12 protein-coding genes are annotated in these 16,198 nt (G+C 68.8%); 6 read left to right on the top strand and 6 right to left on the bottom strand.

What is annotated here, in order from left to right; translation table 11 throughout:
- Positions 1–5: 5 nt before the first annotated feature.
- The 3 genes from PLC66_RS12540 (at position 6) to PLC66_RS12530 (ending at position 5,047) form a co-directional block, all read left to right on the top strand.
- A complete protein-coding gene (locus PLC66_RS12540) occupies positions 6–1,316 on the top strand; it encodes an OprD family outer membrane porin (protein WP_324540881.1) in 1,311 nt (436 codons plus the stop codon).
- A gap of 142 nt (positions 1,317–1,458) precedes the next feature.
- A complete protein-coding gene (locus tag PLC66_RS12535) occupies positions 1,459–2,553 on the top strand; it encodes an FUSC family protein (RefSeq protein WP_324540877.1) in 1,095 nt (364 codons plus the stop codon).
- A 376-nt stretch (positions 2,554–2,929) separates the two neighbouring features.
- Positions 2,930–5,047, top strand: a complete 2,118-nt coding sequence (locus tag PLC66_RS12530; protein WP_324540875.1) for a TonB-dependent receptor family protein — start codon at positions 2,930–2,932, stop codon at positions 5,045–5,047.
- Between the two features lie 72 nt (positions 5,048–5,119).
- Here PLC66_RS12530 and gpmI read toward each other — a convergent pair whose 3' ends face one another.
- The gene (gene gpmI, locus PLC66_RS12525) at positions 5,120–6,787 is read right to left on the bottom strand and encodes a 2,3-bisphosphoglycerate-independent phosphoglycerate mutase (RefSeq protein ID WP_324540873.1); all 1,668 of its coding nucleotides are present in this window, start codon (positions 6,785–6,787) and stop codon (positions 5,120–5,122) included.
- A 158-nt stretch (positions 6,788–6,945) separates the two neighbouring features.
- Positions 6,946–7,593, bottom strand: a complete 648-nt coding sequence (locus PLC66_RS12520) for an SAM-dependent methyltransferase (protein ID WP_324540871.1) — start codon at positions 7,591–7,593, stop codon at positions 6,946–6,948.
- 203 nt (positions 7,594–7,796) lie between these two features.
- Here PLC66_RS12520 and PLC66_RS12515 point away from each other — a divergent pair, with 203 nt between their 5' ends.
- Positions 7,797–8,753, top strand: a complete 957-nt coding sequence (locus tag PLC66_RS12515; protein WP_324540870.1) for a LysR family transcriptional regulator — start codon at positions 7,797–7,799, stop codon at positions 8,751–8,753.
- A gap of 104 nt (positions 8,754–8,857) precedes the next feature.
- Here PLC66_RS12515 and PLC66_RS12510 read toward each other — a convergent pair whose 3' ends face one another.
- From PLC66_RS12510 to PLC66_RS12500, 3 genes are all read right to left on the bottom strand, one after another.
- Positions 8,858–9,046 (bottom strand): hypothetical protein, encoded by a 189-nt coding sequence (locus PLC66_RS12510; RefSeq protein WP_324540868.1) that lies wholly within the window; start codon positions 9,044–9,046, stop codon positions 8,858–8,860.
- Positions 9,047–9,236: 190 nt separating this feature from the next.
- Positions 9,237–10,181: an aldo/keto reductase gene (locus tag PLC66_RS12505; RefSeq protein ID WP_324540866.1), complete on the bottom strand. Its 945-nt coding sequence runs from the start codon at positions 10,179–10,181 to the stop codon at positions 9,237–9,239.
- Positions 10,178–11,542 carry an NTP/NDP exchange transporter gene (locus tag PLC66_RS12500; protein WP_324540864.1) on the bottom strand — a complete coding sequence of 455 codons (1,365 nt, stop codon included), beginning with the start codon at positions 11,540–11,542 and terminating at the stop codon, positions 10,178–10,180. The genes PLC66_RS12505 and PLC66_RS12500 overlap by 4 nt, the downstream gene beginning before the upstream one ends.
- Positions 11,543–11,809: 267 nt before the next feature.
- On the opposite strand from PLC66_RS12500, the gene PLC66_RS12495 reads away from it, so the two are divergent.
- Both PLC66_RS12495 and PLC66_RS12490 read left to right on the top strand, forming a co-directional pair.
- Complete coding sequence (locus tag PLC66_RS12495; protein ID WP_324540862.1) at positions 11,810–13,297, top strand: TrkH family potassium uptake protein; 1,488 nt, start codon at positions 11,810–11,812, stop codon at positions 13,295–13,297.
- Positions 13,294–13,938: a potassium channel family protein gene (locus PLC66_RS12490; protein ID WP_324540860.1), complete on the top strand. Its 645-nt coding sequence runs from the start codon at positions 13,294–13,296 to the stop codon at positions 13,936–13,938. Before PLC66_RS12495 ends, PLC66_RS12490 begins: the two co-directional genes overlap by 4 nt.
- Positions 13,939–13,968: 30 nt before the next feature.
- Here the strand turns inward: PLC66_RS12490 and PLC66_RS12485 are convergent, their stop codons facing one another.
- Positions 13,969–16,191: an EAL domain-containing protein gene (locus PLC66_RS12485; protein WP_324540858.1), complete on the bottom strand. Its 2,223-nt coding sequence runs from the start codon at positions 16,189–16,191 to the stop codon at positions 13,969–13,971.
- Between the last annotated feature and the right edge of the window lie 7 nt (positions 16,192–16,198).

Below are 16,198 nucleotides of genomic sequence, written 5' to 3'. Positions count from 1 at the left end.
ATCGGCTGGCTTGGGTGAGCGCGCCCAAAAGGTCAATTGATCAGGGGTTCCCTAGACAATGGGCAGCGATCATCGCATTGGGACTGGCAAGCGCGACGCCGGCACTGGCCGCGGGGCAGGCCGAAGCGGAGGGCTTCGTGGAAGGCAGCTCGCTGGATTTGTTCCTGCGCAACGCCTTCATCAACCGCGATTACCGCGACGGCAACCAGGACAAGCGGGAGTGGGGCCAGGGCATCGTCGCCAACTTCGAGTCGGGCTTCACCCAGGGCACGGTGGGCTTCGGCATCGACGCCTTCGCCGCCTACGGCCTGCGGCTTGACAGCACGCGTCGCCGCGCCGGCGCCGGCGGCATTGATTTCTTCTACCGCGACCCGACGACCCTCGAGGTCGAGCGCGACGTGGCCAAGGTCGGCGCCTCGGTCAAGCTGCGCTTGTCGAACACCGTGCTGGCGTATGGCGACCTGCGCCCCTCGCTGCCTGTGCTGAACCACGACGACGCCCGCCTGCTGCCCGAGAGCTTCACCGGCACGATGCTCACCTCGACCGAGATCGAAGGCCTCGAATTCAACGCCGGCACCTTCCACGCCCAGTCGCGCAAGAGCGATGAAGGCCGGGATAGCGGCGGTCTGAAAGGCATCGACGTGATCGGTGCCAGCTACCAGTTCAACGACGCGCTGGGCGCGGCACTGTACTTCTCGGACGTGGACAACGTGGTGCGCGACAACGCGTTCAAGCGCCAGTACGCCAACCTCAACTACGCGATGCCGATCGCCAGCAACACGCTGAGCTTCGACTTCAACGGCTACCGCACCAAGTACGACGTCTCCGGCGACAGGAACCGCATCTGGAGCCTGGCCGCGACCTACGAAACGGGCCCGCACGCGGTCACGCTGGCCTACCAGCGCAGCAGCGGCGACGTCGGCTTCGACTACGGCTTCTACCAGAACGCCGGCGGCACCGGCAACGGCGGCGGCTCGATCTGGCTGGCCAACTCCTACTGGTCCGACTTCAACGGCAAGGACGAGAAGTCCTGGCAGCTCGCCTACGCGCTGGATTTCGCCCAGTACGGCATCCCCGGGCTGAAGTACCGCGTCGCCTATGTGCGCGGCAGCGACATCGACACCGACCTCACCACCAATGGCAAGGAGCACGAGTTCTTCAACCAGCTCTCGTACACGGTGCAGAGCGGCGCGGCGAAGGACCTGAACATCCGCCTGCGCACCTCGGCGCTGCGCGTGTCGAGCGATGCCGCCGACTACAACGTCAGCGGCCGCGAAGTGCGCATCTTCATCGACTACCCGTTCAGCGTGTTCTGATCCGCCCGACGCGAACAGGGCCGGGTCGTTGCCGGCCCCGTTCGCGCCTCTCCCTCGTCGCACCGCGGTGCACGATCGGGCGACAATCTCCGCCGCCCATCCCTCACTGTGACAACATCGAGGCCCCGACCGGCAGACACTCATGACGACCCGTTCACGGCTGCAACGCGCCAGGGATCTGATACGCGTTGAGTGGCAACACCTCACCACCCTCACGCCCAGCACGCGGCGCTGGCAGATGCCCTTCGCCGCTGCGCTCGCCTCCGGCCTGCCGCTGATGGTCGGCGCCTGGTTCGACCACCTCGAGTATGGCCTGATATCGTCAATCGGCGGCCTCACCTTCCTCTACCTGCCCAACACCCCGATGTCGCACCGGATGGTGTGGCTGATGGCCTGCGCCTTCGGCATGTCCGCGAGCTACGCGCTCGGGCTGATGACGCATTTCCTGCCGCTGGCGAACGTCGCAGTACTCGGCCTGATCGCAATGCTGGTGACGATGGTGTGCCGCTTCTATCGGGTGGGCCCTCCGGGCAGCCTGTTCTTCGTCATGGCGGCCGCGATCGGTGCCTACACGCCGGGCACGGTGGACGAGATTCCGCTGCGCGTCGGCCTGCTCACCATGGGCGCCCTGCTCGCCGCGCTGATCGCCTTCTTCTACAGCCTCCACATCCTGCGCCTGCAGGCGCCCGAGCCGGTGGCGCCCCTGCCTCCGCCCACCTTCGACTTCGTCGTCTTCGACGCGGTGATGATCGGCGCCTTCGTTGCCCTCTCGCTCGCCATCGCCCAGGCGCTCCAGCTCGACCGCCCGTACTGGGTGCCGGTGAGCTGCCTCGCGGTGATCCAGGGGGTGTCGCTGCGCGCGGTGTGGAATCGCCAGCTCCAGCGCGTGCTGGGCACCGCGGCCGGCATGCTGCTCGCCTGGGGCGTGCTGAGCCTGCCGCTCGACCCGTGGCGCATTGCGTTGCTGGTGATTCTGCTCGCGTTCACGATCGAGACCCTGGTGGTGCGCCACTATGGCCTGGCGGTGATCTTCATCACGCCGCTCACCCTCCTGCTCGCCGAGGCCGCCACCCTTGGCCAGGCGCCGCTCGCTGAGCTGATCGCGTCGCGCTTCATCGACACCTTGCTCGGCTGCGTGGTCGGCCTCGCCGGCGGCATCTGCCTGCACAGCGAGCGCTTTCGCGAACACGTCGGCCGCCTGCTACGCCGGCTGGTGCCGCGCCCGCCGCAGCCCTGAAACGCGCCGATCGACAGCGACTGCAGGCAGAACCAGGCGAAATGTGAGCCGCGGGAGGCCGCCGACGCCCGCCCCATCCCTGCTGCGCGGCTCTCAGCCGGACAGAGCACCCGATCTCACCCTGTTCAGCAGGGTCGAGTGTTGCATTCTCGTCAGGCGCTCGCGAGTGCTCGCGTTGACGTACCCTTGCCGGCATGCTCCAATGCGAACGCTTCGCATGTTGATAATCGTTCTCATGAAATAAGCCCGTACTAGGGGCGCCCCGAGGAGCCTCGTTCGCCACAGGGTGCTCAGCGCCGCCCCCCTTTTCAAGTAGCCAGCCAGTCGCACCCCTTGCGGCAAGCCAGCCAGACCGGAAACCCGCAAGGAGTGTTTGATGAACCACAGCGCAATTACGCGCGCGCGTGGCGGCCTGCCGCTGCGCCGCAAGACCCTTTCCCTGGCCATTGTGGCCGCCCTGCAGTGGCCTGCCTGGGCGGGTGCCAACGAGGTCTCGCTGCCCCGCATCGACGTCGTCGGCGGTGAAGCCGAGGCCGAGCGCAAGATCCCCGGCACCGTCAATGTCGTCACCCGCGAAAGCCTCGAGCTGAAGCAGCCGCTATCGACCGAGGCGGCGCTCAAGAGCGTGCCTGGTGTGGTGATCAAGCCCGAAGAGGAATCCGCGATTGTCGCCAACATCGGCGTGCGCGGCCTGAGCGCGGCCGATTACAAGACCCTGATCCTCGAGGACGGCGTCCCGGTGGCGCCAGGCCTGTTCGTGGGCAATGGCCGCTACTACAACCCGCGCATCCAGCGCATGGAAAGCATCGAAGTGCTCAAGGGCGCGGCCTCGCTGCGCTATGGCCCGAGCACCATTGGCGGCGTCATCAACTACCGCACCAAGACGCCCGAGCCGGGCGTGACCCTGTCGGGGCGGATCGGCTCGCACGGCTACCGCGAGGCCACCCTCGAAGCCGGCGGCGCCTCGCCATCGGGCGAGGCCGTGGGCGGCCTGTTCTACACCCAGGCCCGGAGCGACGGCTTCCAGGACAAGGGTTTCGAGATGCAGGACCTGATGATCAAGGGCGGCATGGCGCTCGGCGAGAACCAGTGGGTCGGCATCAAGTTCGCTCATTACGAGAACGATGCCAACATCTCCTATCGCGGCGTCTTCCTCGATGCCTATCGCGCCGGCGCACGCTTCAATCCGGCCCCCGACGACTGGTTCCTGACCGACCGCAGCTCGGTCGACCTCAACCACGAGTGGGCCATCAATGCCGACACGACGCTCAACACGCTGCTGTACTGGAGCGAGACGAGCCGCGACTACTGGCGCTTCGGCACGGTGAGCGGCAACCCCACGCGGGTGGTCAATGGCCTGACTCAATGGAACTTCGGCAACAGCCTCAATGGCAACAACCGCGCGTTCGAGCGTGTCGGCCTCGACAGCCGCCTCAACATCCGCCATGGCAGCTTCGGCATGCGCAACGAGACCGAGCTGGGCGTGCGCATCATGGACGAGGAGATGGTCGACCAGACCATCCAGGCAAGCCGCGCCACACCGCGCACCGGGACGATCGCGAAGGACGTCGTCGACGGCGCGACCAGCTACGCCTTGTTCGCGCAGAACCGCTTCATCATCAATGATCGTCTCGCCGTCACGCCCGGCCTGCGCGTCGAAAGCTACGAACAGACCCGGCTCGATCGCCGCCGCAGCGAGGCCCAGGGCAACCGCGCCAAAACCTCCAACACCGAAGTCATTCCGGGTATCGGCCTCACCTTCCAGGCCGCACCCATGGCGCAGCTCTACGGTGGCATCTACAAGGCTTTCGGTCCTGCCCTCAACGGCGATGCCCTCGACGGCCTGAGCGACCAGCAGCTCGAGGCCGAGCGCTCGGTCAATATCGAGGTCGGCGTCCGTGGCAACAATGAGCGCCTGCGCTATGAAGTCACTGCCTTCCGCATGGACTTCGACAACCAGATCATTCCCGCCAACAGCAACACCGCCTTCCAGCGCACCAATGGCGGCAAGACCCTGCATCAGGGCCTGGAAGCGGCGATCGGCTACGATTTCGCCAACGGCTTCAGCATCGATGCCAACGCGACCTACATCCCCGTCGCCAAGTTCGTCGGCGACCGCTTCACCAGCACCGGCGCACTCGAGACGCCGAGCGGCAATCGCGTGACCTATGCCCCGGAATGGGTCGCGAACCTCACCCTGGGCTACCGCTCGGGCCCCCTGAGCACCGCACTCAGCGTGAACTACGTTGACGCGCAGTTCTCGGATGCAGCCAACACGGTGGCGATCGCGGAAAACACGTCCGGCTTCTTCACCGGCCAGATCGACAGCTACACCACGGTGGACCTGACCGCAAACTACGCGGTCAACAAGCAGCTGAGCGTGTTCGGCGCGGTGAAGAACCTGACCGACGAGCACTACATCGCCAGCCTGCGTCAGGGCATCTACGTCGGCCCCGAGCGCAGCTTCGAGATCGGCGCCAGGTACAGGTTCTGAGCGTCGCGGGCACGCCGCGCCCTGGAGGCCGGTGGGCTTGCCGCGATGGCAAGTCCGCCGGCCTCGTTGCGTTTACTTCACCACCAGCAGGCTGTCGTCCCACTTCGGGTGCTTTTCCAGCCCGCGCAGGTTGGCCACCGTGGCGGCGATGTTCGACAGGCCGGCGCCATCGGTCTGCTTCAGGCCCAGCCGACCGCCGCTGACGTTGTCGTACAGGATCAGCGGTACCGGGTTCAGGGTGTGCGCGGTCTTGGCCCTGAAGCTGCCGTCGGCGTTGCGCGCCGGCTCCCTGGTCTTCTTGTCGAGTTCGAACATCTCGTCGGCGTTGCCGTGGTCGGCGGTGATCAGCGCCACCCCGCCGGCGGCGTCGATCGCCGGCAGCAGGCGCGCCAGCGCCAGGTCGACCGCCTCAATCGCCATCGTCGCGGCGCGGAAATTGCCGGTGTGGCCGACCATGTCGCCGTTGGCGTAGTTGCAGCGCATCACCGCGTACTTGCCAGACTGCAGCGCAGCGATCATGGCGTCGGTGATCTCGGCCGCCTTCATCCACGGCCGCTGCTCGAAGGGCACGACGTCGCTCGGCACTTCTTCCCAGGTCTCGCCTTCGAAGCGGCCCGAGCGGTTGCCGTTCCAGAAGTAGGTGACGTGGCCGAACTTCTGCGTCTCCGAGCAGGCGAACTGCGCCAGGCCCGACTTGCTGAACCATTCGCTCGAGGTGTCGGTGATCGCCGGCGGCGCCACCAGGAAACGCTTGGGGAGCTGCAGGTCGCCGTCGTATTGCAGCATCCCGGCATAGTTGACCTTGGGCACGCGCTCGCGCTCGAAGGCCTCGAAGTCGTTCTCGACAAAGGCACGCGTGATCTCGATCGCGCGGTCGCCGCGGAAGTTGAACAGCACCACCGAATCGCCGTCCTCGATCGTGCCGATGGGCTGGCCGACGCCGTCCTCGTCGAACTCGGCGATGACGAACTCGGGCAGGTCCTGGTCGATGGTGCCGGGGTGTTTCTCGCGCAGGCCCTTGACCGCCTCGGTGGCGCTGGCGAACTTCGGCCCCTCGCCCAGCACATGGGTGCGCCAGCCGCGCGCCACCATCGGCCAGTTGGCGTCGTAGCGGTCCATGGTGATGGTCTGGCGACCGCCGCCCGAGGCGATGCGGGCGTCGAAGCCGTCGGTGCTGATCGCCTCGAGGAAGGCCTCGAAGGGCTCGACGTAGTCGAGCGCGCTGGTCTCGGGCACGTCGCGGCCGTCGAGCAGGGCATGGATGCGCACCGTCTTGACGCCCTCGGCCTTGGCCTGCGCCACCAGGGCGCGCAGGTGGTCGATGTGGCTGTGCACGTTGCCGTCCGAGAGCAGGCCGATGAAGTGCAGCACCGCCGCCTTGCCGCTGCTGTCGGCCCTGGCCCCGGCGACGATCTCCTGCCAGGCCTTGCCCTCCCAGATCGCGCCGCTGGCGATCGCATTGGCGACCAGGGCGGCCCCTTGCGAATACACCTGGCCAGCGCCGATGGCGTTGTGGCCGACTTCCGAGTTACCCATGTCGTCGTCGGAGGGCATGCCGACGGCCGTGCCGTGCGCACGCAACAGCACGTTCGGGTAGGCGGCGAACAGGCGGTCGAGGGTCGGCTTGCGCGCCGCGTCGATCGCGCTCCCGACATCGTGCTTCGGGATGCCGTAACCGTCCATGACGATCACGACGACGGGACCCTGGACGCCGGCAAAGGCGGAGAACTTCTGCAGCATGGTCGCTTCCTGAAGGGGAGAATCGGCGCCCGATGCACTGTCCATCGCAGCAGGACCGGGCAAAGAACGCATTTTCGCCGAAATCGCGCGCCTGCGCCCGCTCGCGCACCGGCGCCCTTGCCGACCGCCTGCTCCAGCCGTCCGCGGCAGGCGGTCGTTCAGGTCGTCGTCTCGGGCCCGCCGGGCTTGCGCGCCACCAGGCCGATCAGCGCCGAGCGCCCACGGTGACCTGCGCCCTCGTTGACCTCGTCCTCGTACTCCACCAGCTCGTCGATGTCCCAATCGGCGAAGGCCTCGCGCAGCACCTCCGCGGTGTACAGGTTCTCGACCGCCGAAGGACCGCCGGTGCCGTACTCGAGCTGCTTCGGCGTATAGCCCTGCAGCAGGATGCGCCCGCCCGGGCGGGTGAGATGCTTCATCGCCTCGAACTGGCGCTCGCGCCATTCGGGGCCGACGAACTGGATGAAGATGCCGATCACCCAGTCGAAGGCCTCGCGCAGTTCGGCCGGCGGCCAACCGGGCGCGAGCATGTCGGCCTGCATGAAGCGCACCTCCACCTTGCGTCCGAGCGCCAGGCGTCGCGCCTTCTCGATGGCGACCGCGGAGATCTCGATGGCGGTTACCGCCAGCCCCTGCTCGGCCAGCCAGACCGAGTTGCGCCCCTCGCCATCGGCGACGGACAGCGCGTTGTGGCCGTCCTGCAGCAATTCGGCACGGTGGGCGAGAAAGCGGTTCGGTTCGGTACCGAACAGGTAGGCCTCCCCGGCATCGCGGTAACGGGCACTCCACAGGGCTTCCTGGTTCATCGCGCAGATCTCCGTAGCAAGTGCGAGCAGGCCGCTCGCGGGCATCGCCGCCGGCGCCCGGCGCTGGCGCGCCGGGCGGGCGGCAGGGGCACAGGACCGAGGCTCTGGCATGATTATGGTCGACATCATCTGCCGTCGCCGGCTGTCGCGCCCCGACGCTCGACGCGGCACCGGTGCAAGCCGGCGAAACGACGAGGGAGCCCATGAAACTCAACCAGTTGCGCTACTTCGTCAGCGTCGCCGACAAGGGCAGCGTGCGCGCCGCCGCCGCCGCGCTGGGGGTGTCCGCGGCGGCGGTGAGCCAGGCCCTGCGCGAGCTCGAAACCGCCACCGCAACGCCGCTGCTCAAGCGCGAATCGCACGGCGCGGTGCCGACCTACGCCGGGCGCCAGCTGCTCACCCATGCCCGCCTGCTGCTCGGCCAGCTCGCCCGCGCCGAGGAAGAGCTCGCCCAGATCCGTGGCATCACCGGCGGTACGCTCGCGATCGGCGTCACCCCCTGGGTGTCGCAGTCCATCCTGCCGCACGCGATCGCCCGCTTTCGTGCATTCCGCCCCGACGTTCGGCTGGACGTCAGCGAGGCGATGGGCATCACCCACCCGCTGCTGCGCGACGGCACGCTCGACCTGGTGATCGGGATGCCGCCCGCGCGCCAAGCCGCGGCCAGCTTCCATGCGCGCGAGATGTTCCGCTGCGGCGTCGCCGTGGTCGGGCGGCTCGGCCACCCGCGCGCCGACTGCACCTCGCTGCGCGAGCTCGACGATCAGCACTGGGTGCTCACCCTGCGCGAGGAGGGCATCGAGGAGCCGCTGGACAAGCTGCTGGGCTCGCATGGCGTCGCGCCGCCGCCCCACCGCATCCATTTCGCCCGCTCGGCGCTGGTCGCCATCGGCATGCTGGAGGTGGGCGACCTGCTCACCGTCTGCCCCTGGCCGCTGGTCGAGAGCCCCTTCCTGCGCAACCGCGTGCAGCCGCTGCCGATCCGCGAACGCCTGGGCGAGCTCCCCACCAGCCTCATCACGCGCCACAGCGACACCTTGAGCGCAACCGCGCAACTGTTCGTCGACTGCTTCAACGAGGCCACCCAGGCCTGCCTCGCGTCGGACGACCCGGTGCTGCGGCGGATCATGAACTCGGTGGAGCTGGTCGCCGCCGACTGAACCAGCGCAAAAAAATGCCCGCTTGCGCGGGCATTAACCACATCGAAGTGGAGGAGGGAGACAAGAAACTCTTGAAGCGCTCACCGCCCGGCGGGCGGCGAGCCTCAGGCGGCCCGGCGCTGCAGGGCCAGTTCGGTCAGGCGCTGAACGGCGAGACCGACGAATTCGGAACCTTGGCGCTTGCCGGTGAGGGCAGCGGCCTCGACCGCGGCGCGTTGCCACAGCTTGAGGGCCTGATCAGCGCTGATGCCCGCCTTGCGGGCAATCCAGGGGAGGATCTTGGGAGCGTGCATGAGGTCATTCCTTCAATGTTGCGGGGAGGAAGCACCGTGTTGCCGTTCGTGTGTGCTTCCAGAGTTGTTGCAATGGTATGACCATCAGACCCGACCCGAAAGCCAGGCCTTGCCGTTGACGTAAGGTTTTCGTTTACACAAGACAGGCCTCGCCCCGAGCGCTTCGTGCCCCCCGACCGCAGCCGCGCGCCTACAGGCTGTCCATGTGCGCAATCATGCGCTGGCGCATGGCTGTATCCGGCAGCGCGCCGAGCGCCCCGCCCATGTTGTCGATCATGTGGCGCGCGCGGCTGGTCGCCGGCGTCGCCACCGTCACCGCCGGGTGCGCCAGCACGAACTTGAGGAAGAACTGCGCCCACGAGTGCGCATCGAACTCCGCCGCCCAGTCGGGCAGGGTCTGGCCCCGCACCCGCTCCCACAGCCGCGTGCGGCCGAAAGGCGCATACACCAGCACGCCGATGCCGCGGTCCTGCGCCAGCGGCAGGATGCGCGCCTCCATCACCCGGTTGTCGATCGCGTAGTCGATGCCGACGAAATCGATCGGCTCGGCGGCGACGATGCGCTCGAGTTCATCGTATTGACTAGGGAAGGTGGTGGTGACGCCGATGTAGCGCACGCGCTTGTCCTCGCGCAGCGCCTTCAGCAGGCCGAGCTGGGTCGGCACGTCGCCGAGGTTGTGCACCTGGATGAGGTCGAGCACCGGTTTTTGCAGGCGCTCGAACGAGGTCTCGAGCTGCACCTGCGCCGCCGTCGGGTCGGCCCGTCCGCCGCCACGGCCGGCGACGTTGAGCTTGGTCGCCCAGAACACCGTGTCACTGATGCCGAGCTCGCCGGCGATGCGCCCGGCCACCTCCTCGGAGGCACCATAGGCGGGTGCGGTGTCGAACAGCCGGCCGCCGTTGCTCACCAGCGCCTGCAGCACCTCGCGCAGGGCGGCGACGTCCGCGCTGCGGGCGACCTGGGCAAAGGTGGCCGAGCTGCCCAGCCCGACCGCCGGCAGGCGCTCGCCGGAGGCGGGGATGGGGCGGGTGATCAGCGGCAAGGCCTTGTCCTCGGCCCACAGCAGGCCGGGCCGGATGCTCAGCGCGGCGCCGCTGGCCAGGCACAGTTTCAGGTAGTCGCGTCGTGAAATCATGTCGAACTCCTCCTCAATCGGGTCGTTGTCGGATGCACAGCGCGGGCCGGCGCACCGCCCGCCGCGGCGATGCGCTGCTGGGTTCGCCCCAGCCACAGCGCCAGCGCCGCCCAGGCCAGCGCGAGCGGGATCGCCACGCTGGCCAGCGCCGCCAGGCCCATGCCGAGGCGGCCGAGCAGGCCTTCGAGCTGGGCGCCGACGACATCGCCGGCGCGATACACGAAGGTGTCGATGAAGGCCTTGGACTTGTACTTGTCCTCGCGGCTGGTCACCGTGTACAGGGTCTCGCGCGCCGGCCGCATCAGCGCCCGCTGCACCGCGCGGAACAGCGCCTCGAAGGCGATCAACGCCGCCAGCGAGCCCACCAGCGCGAGGCCGATGAAGCCGAGCGCGGTGGTCAGCGGCAACAGCGCCAGCGTGATCGACACCCCCACCCGCTGCATCAGCCGGCCCGCCACCAGCGCCTGCAGCAGCAGGGTGGCGATCTGGGTGATGAGGTCGATGCGGGCGAACACCGTGGTGCGCAGGTCAAGGTCGTCGCCCAGCTCCGCCACCATCTGCAGCCGGATGAAGTACAGGAAGGTGGCCATGATCGCCAGGATCACCACATAGGCCGCCATGCCGAGCAGGTAGCGCGAGCGGCACACCGCGCGCACCCCCTCCCAGGCGCTGCCGCCGATCAGCTCGCGCTCGTCGACCGCCGGCGCCAGCTCGTCGTCACTCGTGCCCTCGACACGCGGGCCGGCCGCGACCGGCGCGCGCTGGCAGCGCGCGATGCCCCAGGCCGCGCCCAGTGCGCCCAGCAGGAAGGCCGACGACAGCAGCAGCAGCGCCGGCGTACCGAGCGGGGCCGCCAGGCGCGAAGCCAGCCAGGGGCCGGCGATGGCCCCCAGCGTGCCGCCGACCGCAATCAGGCCGAAGAAGCGCTTGCCCTGCTCGAGCGAGAAGCGGTCGGCCATCAAGGCCCAGAACACCATCGTCGCGAACAGGTTGAAGACACTGAACCAGACGTAGAACAACTGCCCGCTCACCACCCCGATCGCCTCCGGCGCCAGCACCAGCAGCAGGTAGAAGCCCACCAGGCTGCAGGCGAAGAAGGCGTAGGTCGCGGTGATGAAGTGCAGCCGCGGCAGGCGGCTCACCAGCAGGCCGAACACCGGATTGACCAGCAGCGTGATCAGCGCCGTGCCCATGAACAGCCAGCGCACCGCATCGATGCCGCCGCGCAGGCCGAGCGCCTCGCGCGCCGGGCGCAGGATCATCAGCGCGACCAGCACGCAGAAGAAGAACACCACGGCGAGAAACACCGGCAGGACTTCGTCGCGACGGACGTTGAACAGGCGCTGCAGCATGGCCTTCACGGGCAGGGGCCTCCGCACGGGCGCCGCCGGCCGGCACGCTCGCCGGTCGCGACACGGTTCAGGAACAGGGCCGCGCGGCCGACGCCACGGCCGATGCGGATGTCGCGCATCGTCCGGCGCTCGCAGCGGACCCTGCTGACCTTTACCGACCCGCATCCGTCGCGGCAGTTCCGGCCGCACGGGACGCAGGCTATGCTGAGATGGCAGCCAAGCCGGCCCGCCGTACGCGGGCGCCACGATCCACCAACCTGCGCAACCCAGCCCGCCATGGCGGACAGACGACTCGACACCTTGCGCCACGCGGTGCGCTGGCCGGTGCTGCTCAAGCACCTCGGCATGCTCGGCGTGGTCCTCGCGCTGCTCAACGGCGTGCCCCTGCTCGCGACCGTGATCGGGGGCGAGCACAGGCTGATCGCGGCCTACGCGCTACCGCTGCTCGTGCTGCTGGCGGTGTCGCTGCCGCTGGCACGGCTGACCGCGTCCGAGCGTCTGCAGCTCAACGAGGCGCTCGCCGTGGTGGTGCTCGCCTTCCTGATCGGCTCGCTGGTGATGAGCATCCCGCTCGCGCAGGCGATGGCCGGCCCGCGCGGCGGCTGGCTGGACGGCTGGTTCGAGGCCGTCTCCGCGATCACCACCACCGGGCTCAGCACGGCCGCCACGGTCGAGGACAAGCCGGCCTCCTTCCTCTTCGCGCGTGCCTGGATGCAGTGGTACGGCGGGCTCGGCATCGTCGTGCTGTCGCTCGCCCTGTTCCTGCACAACGGCATGTTCGCCCGCCAGCTGATGGAGACCGAGGCGGTGGGCGAGACCCTGGTGTCGAGCACCAAGACCTATGCACGGCGGATGCTCGCCGTGTATGTCGTGCTTACGGTGGGCGCGGTCGGCTGCCTGTGGCTCGCCACCGGCGACGGCTTCGTGGCGCTCACCCACGGCCTGAGCGCGGTGTCCACCGGCGGCTTTTCCACCTTCGACGCCAGCGTGGCCGGCTGGAGCCCGCTCGCCGCCGGCACGGCGTTGCTGTTCTCGCTACTAGGTGCCGTCTCGCTGCCGCTGTGGCACCGCGCCTGGCAGCAAGGCTGGAAACAGGGCTGGCGAGGAGGGCTGGCCGAGCTGGGGCGCGACCCCGAATTGCGCCTGCTGCTCATGGCCACGCTGACGATCGCCGGCCTGCTATGGCTGTGGGCGCCGACCGGCGAGGGCAGGGCGGCCGACGCCCTGCTGCTGGCCATGAGCGCGCAGAGCACGACCGGCTTTGCGCCGACCAACGTCGCCGCGCTCGATGATGCCTCCAAGCTCACCCTCATCGCCTCGATGCTGGTCGGCGGCAGCGTCGGCTCCACCGCCGGCGGCTTCAAGCTGCTGCGCCTGCTGATCCTGCTGCGCCTGCTGCAGCTCGTGCTGGCGCGCGCCGCCACGCCGCGCCACGCGGTGCTCGGCGTCCATCTGCAGGCGCGCCAGGTGGCGGACGAGGACCTGTGGCGGGTGCTGCTGGTCGTCCTGCTGTTCGTCGGCCTTGCCTTCGTCTCGTGGCTCGCCTTCGTCACCCATGGCTACCCGGCGCTCGACGCGCTGTTCGAGGTGGTCTCCGCGACAGCCACGGTAGGCCTGTCGGCCGGCATCGCGCGTCCCGAGCTGGAGCCAGTGCTCAAGCTGGTGCTGTGCCTGGACATGCTGGCCGGCCGCCTCGAAATCCTCGCCCTGCTGGTGCTGCTGCATCCCGGCACCTGGTTCGGCAAACGCACGGAGGTCGCATGAGAGCCGTATTCGTCGGGGCGAGCACCCTCGCCGTCACCACCGCCCGCCGTCTGCTCGCCGGCGGCCACGAGGTCGTCATCGTCGACAACGACCGCGAGCGCATCGATGCGCTGTCGGCCGAGCTCGACTGCGGCTTCCTGCACGGCGACGGCAGCAAGCCGGCGCTGCTGCGCGAAGCGGATCCGCAAAGCACCGACTGGCTGTTCTGCCTCACCGGCAACGACCAGACCAACATTCTGTCCAGCCTGGTCGGGCGCTCGCTCGGCTTTCGCCGTGTCGTCACCAAGATCGAGGATTCGGAATTCGAGCACCTCTGCCTGGAGCTCGGCCTCGAGGACATCATCATTCCGACGCGCACCATCGGCCGCTACCTGTTCGACATGTTCGAGGGCCGCGACCACATGGAGATCATCGCCCTCATCAAGGGCGAGGCGCGCGCCTTCTCCTTCGTCGCCCGTGCCGAGGACGAGAAGCCGATTGCCGAGCTGGGCCTGCCCGAAGGCAGCCGGGTGATGTTCTTCTACCGCGACGAGCGCTTCACGCTGCCCGAGCCCGACAGCATGCTCAAACGCGGCGACGAGGTCATGATCGTCACCCACAGCCGCAACCTCGAAGCCCTGCGCGCCCGCTGGCGCCCCTGAGCAGGCGCCGCACGCCCTGCCGCTCGCGGCTCAGGCCGCCACCCGCGCGAGGCGGCCATCGTCGCCTGCGCAGCCGGCCGGTGTGCGCAGCCACGCCGTCGTCGCGGCCGCATCGAGAGGCTTCGAATACAGGTAGCCCTGCGCCTCCTGGCAGCCGAGCACGCTGAGCGCGACCTTCTGTTCCACCTGCTCCACACCCTCGGCAATGGTGCGCAGGCCGATGCTGTGCGCCATCGCCAGAATGGCCTCGACGATGGCCACGTCCTGGCGGTTCCACGCCAGCTCGGTGACGAAGCTGCGGTCGACCTTCAAGGCCGAGATCGGCAGCCGACGCAGCAGGGTCAGGGACGAGTAACCGACGCCGAAATCATCGACGGCGATCGACACCCCCATCCGGCGCAAGGCCTGCAGCAAACCGTTGACCGCCGGCCCGTCGGCGGTTAGCGCGCTCTCGGTAAGCTCGATCTCGAGCCGCTCGGCGGCAACGCCATGGCGCTGTAGCACGCTCTCGATCTCGCCGATCAGCTCCGGGCGCAACTGCGCCGGCGACACATTGACCGCGATGCGCGGCACCGCCAGGCCTTCTCGCTGCCAGGCCGCCATCTGCGCCACCGCCAGATCCAGCACACGCAGCCCGAGCGGCCAGATCAGCCCGGTGTCCTCGGCGAGCTGGATGAAGCGCGCCGGCGCGAGCTGGCCGAGGCGCGGATGGTTCCAGCGCACCAGCGCCTCGATGCCGCCCAGCCCCTGGCCGGCCAGCGCGATCTGCGGCTGGTAGTGCAGCTCGAGCTCGCCAGCGTCGATTGCCTGACGCAGCTCCGACTCGATCATCATGCGTTCGACGGCGCGCGCGTTCATCTGCTCGGCGAAGACCTGATAGCGGTTCCCGCCCGACTCCTTGGCGTGGTACATCGCCAGGTCGGCGTGGCGCAGCAGCGCCTCCTCGCTCGTGCCCTGCTGCGGATACACTGCTAGGCCGATGCTGCCGCCGACATGCAGGCTGTGGCCGCGCAGGTTCATCGGCGCGAGCACGCTGTCGAGGATCTTGGCGGCCACGCTCTCGGCATCCTCGACCCGGTGCAGGTCGGGCAGGATCACGGCAAACTCGTCACCGCCCAGACGGGCGACCGTGTCGGATTCGCGGATCACGCCGCTCAGGCGTGCGGCCATCGCCTGCAGCATGGCGTCACCGGCGTCGTGGCCGAGGGTGTCGTTGATCCACTTGAAGCGGTCCAGATCGAGGAACAGCACGCCCAGCATCGTGCCCTTGCGCTGCGCCTGCTTGATCCCCTGATGCAGGCGGTCCATCAGCGCGGCACGGTTGGGCAGCCCGGTGAGCGCATCGCGCGTCGCCAATTGCATGATGCGCGCCTCGGCCTCATGGCGGCGCAGCACCTCGCTCTCGAGCTCCTGCACGCGCTGGCGCAGCTCCAGCTCGATGATCACGCTGCGCGCCAGCACGGCCAGCGCGAAGCGCTGCTTGTCGTCGAGCCGGCGCGGCTGATGGTCGATCACGCACAGCGTGCCCAGCACCTCGCCGCTGGGCATCACCAGCGGCATGCCGGCGTAGAAGCGCACGCCCGGCTCGCCACGCACCAGCGGGCTGTCGGCAAAGCGCGCATCGAGCCAGGCGTCCTCGACCTCGAACAGACCGTCGCCGAGCAGGGCGTGAGCGCAAAAGGAGGCCGTGCGCGAGGTCTGCGTGCCCTCCAGCCCGGCGCGGGCCTCGAACCACTGGCGGCGCTCGTCGACCAGGCTCACGAGCCCGATCGGGGCATGGGCCACCTCGGCCGCCAGGCGCGCGATCGCATCGAAGGACTCGTCGGCCGGCGTATCGAGGATCTGCAGGCCGTGCAGGCGCTCGCTGCGTGCCGGCTCGTTCAGCGGCACGGGAGGCATCCAGCTGGCGAGCTTGGCCAGCAACAGGTTGAGGTCGCCGCACTTGTCGAAATAGCCGTCGGCACCAGCTGCAATGCATAGCGCCTCGTAGGGGTCGGCCGGCTGGTTCGTCAGCATCAGCATGCGCGGCGCCAGCCCCGGGGTGGCGCGCACCCGCTTGAGCAGGCTGAGACCGCTGCCCGGGCTCAGGGCAAGGTCGAGCAGCACGACGTCGGGGCGCTGCGCGGCGATCAGGCGCAAGGCCTCGTCCTCGCCGGCAGCGTAACCCGCCACCTCGAGCCCGGGCTGCGCCCCGAGCAGCGCCAGGAGGTGGTCGCGCACGAGGGCGGAGTCTTCGACGATGACGATTCGCATGAGGGGC

The sequence above is a fragment of the Thauera sp. genome, assembly GCF_035444905.1.
Lineage (GTDB): Bacteria > Pseudomonadota > Gammaproteobacteria > Burkholderiales > Rhodocyclaceae > Thauera.
This window is presented reverse-complemented; position numbering and strand designations above follow the sequence as displayed.

Bases quoted from the DNA above. Each gene is read 5' to 3' on its own strand.
- PLC66_RS12535 (WP_324540877.1), top strand. From the start codon at position 1,459: ATGACGACCCGTTCACGGCTGCAACGCGCCAGGGATCTGATACGCGTT.
- PLC66_RS12530 (WP_324540875.1), top strand. From the start codon at position 2,930: ATGAACCACAGCGCAATTACGCGCGCGCGTGGCGGCCTGCCGCTGCGC.
- gpmI (WP_324540873.1), bottom strand. From the start codon at position 6,787: ATGCTGCAGAAGTTCTCCGCCTTTGCCGGCGTCCAGGGTCCCGTCGTC.
- PLC66_RS12520 (WP_324540871.1), bottom strand. From the start codon at position 7,593: ATGAACCAGGAAGCCCTGTGGAGTGCCCGTTACCGCGATGCCGGGGAG.
- PLC66_RS12515 (WP_324540870.1), top strand. From the start codon at position 7,797: ATGAAACTCAACCAGTTGCGCTACTTCGTCAGCGTCGCCGACAAGGGC.
- PLC66_RS12510 (WP_324540868.1), bottom strand. From the start codon at position 9,046: ATGCACGCTCCCAAGATCCTCCCCTGGATTGCCCGCAAGGCGGGCATC.
- PLC66_RS12505 (WP_324540866.1), bottom strand. From the start codon at position 10,181: ATGATTTCACGACGCGACTACCTGAAACTGTGCCTGGCCAGCGGCGCC.
- PLC66_RS12495 (WP_324540862.1), top strand. From the start codon at position 11,810: ATGGCGGACAGACGACTCGACACCTTGCGCCACGCGGTGCGCTGGCCG.
- PLC66_RS12490 (WP_324540860.1), top strand. From the start codon at position 13,294: ATGAGAGCCGTATTCGTCGGGGCGAGCACCCTCGCCGTCACCACCGCC.
- PLC66_RS12485 (WP_324540858.1), bottom strand. From the start codon at position 16,191: ATGCGAATCGTCATCGTCGAAGACTCCGCCCTCGTGCGCGACCACCTC.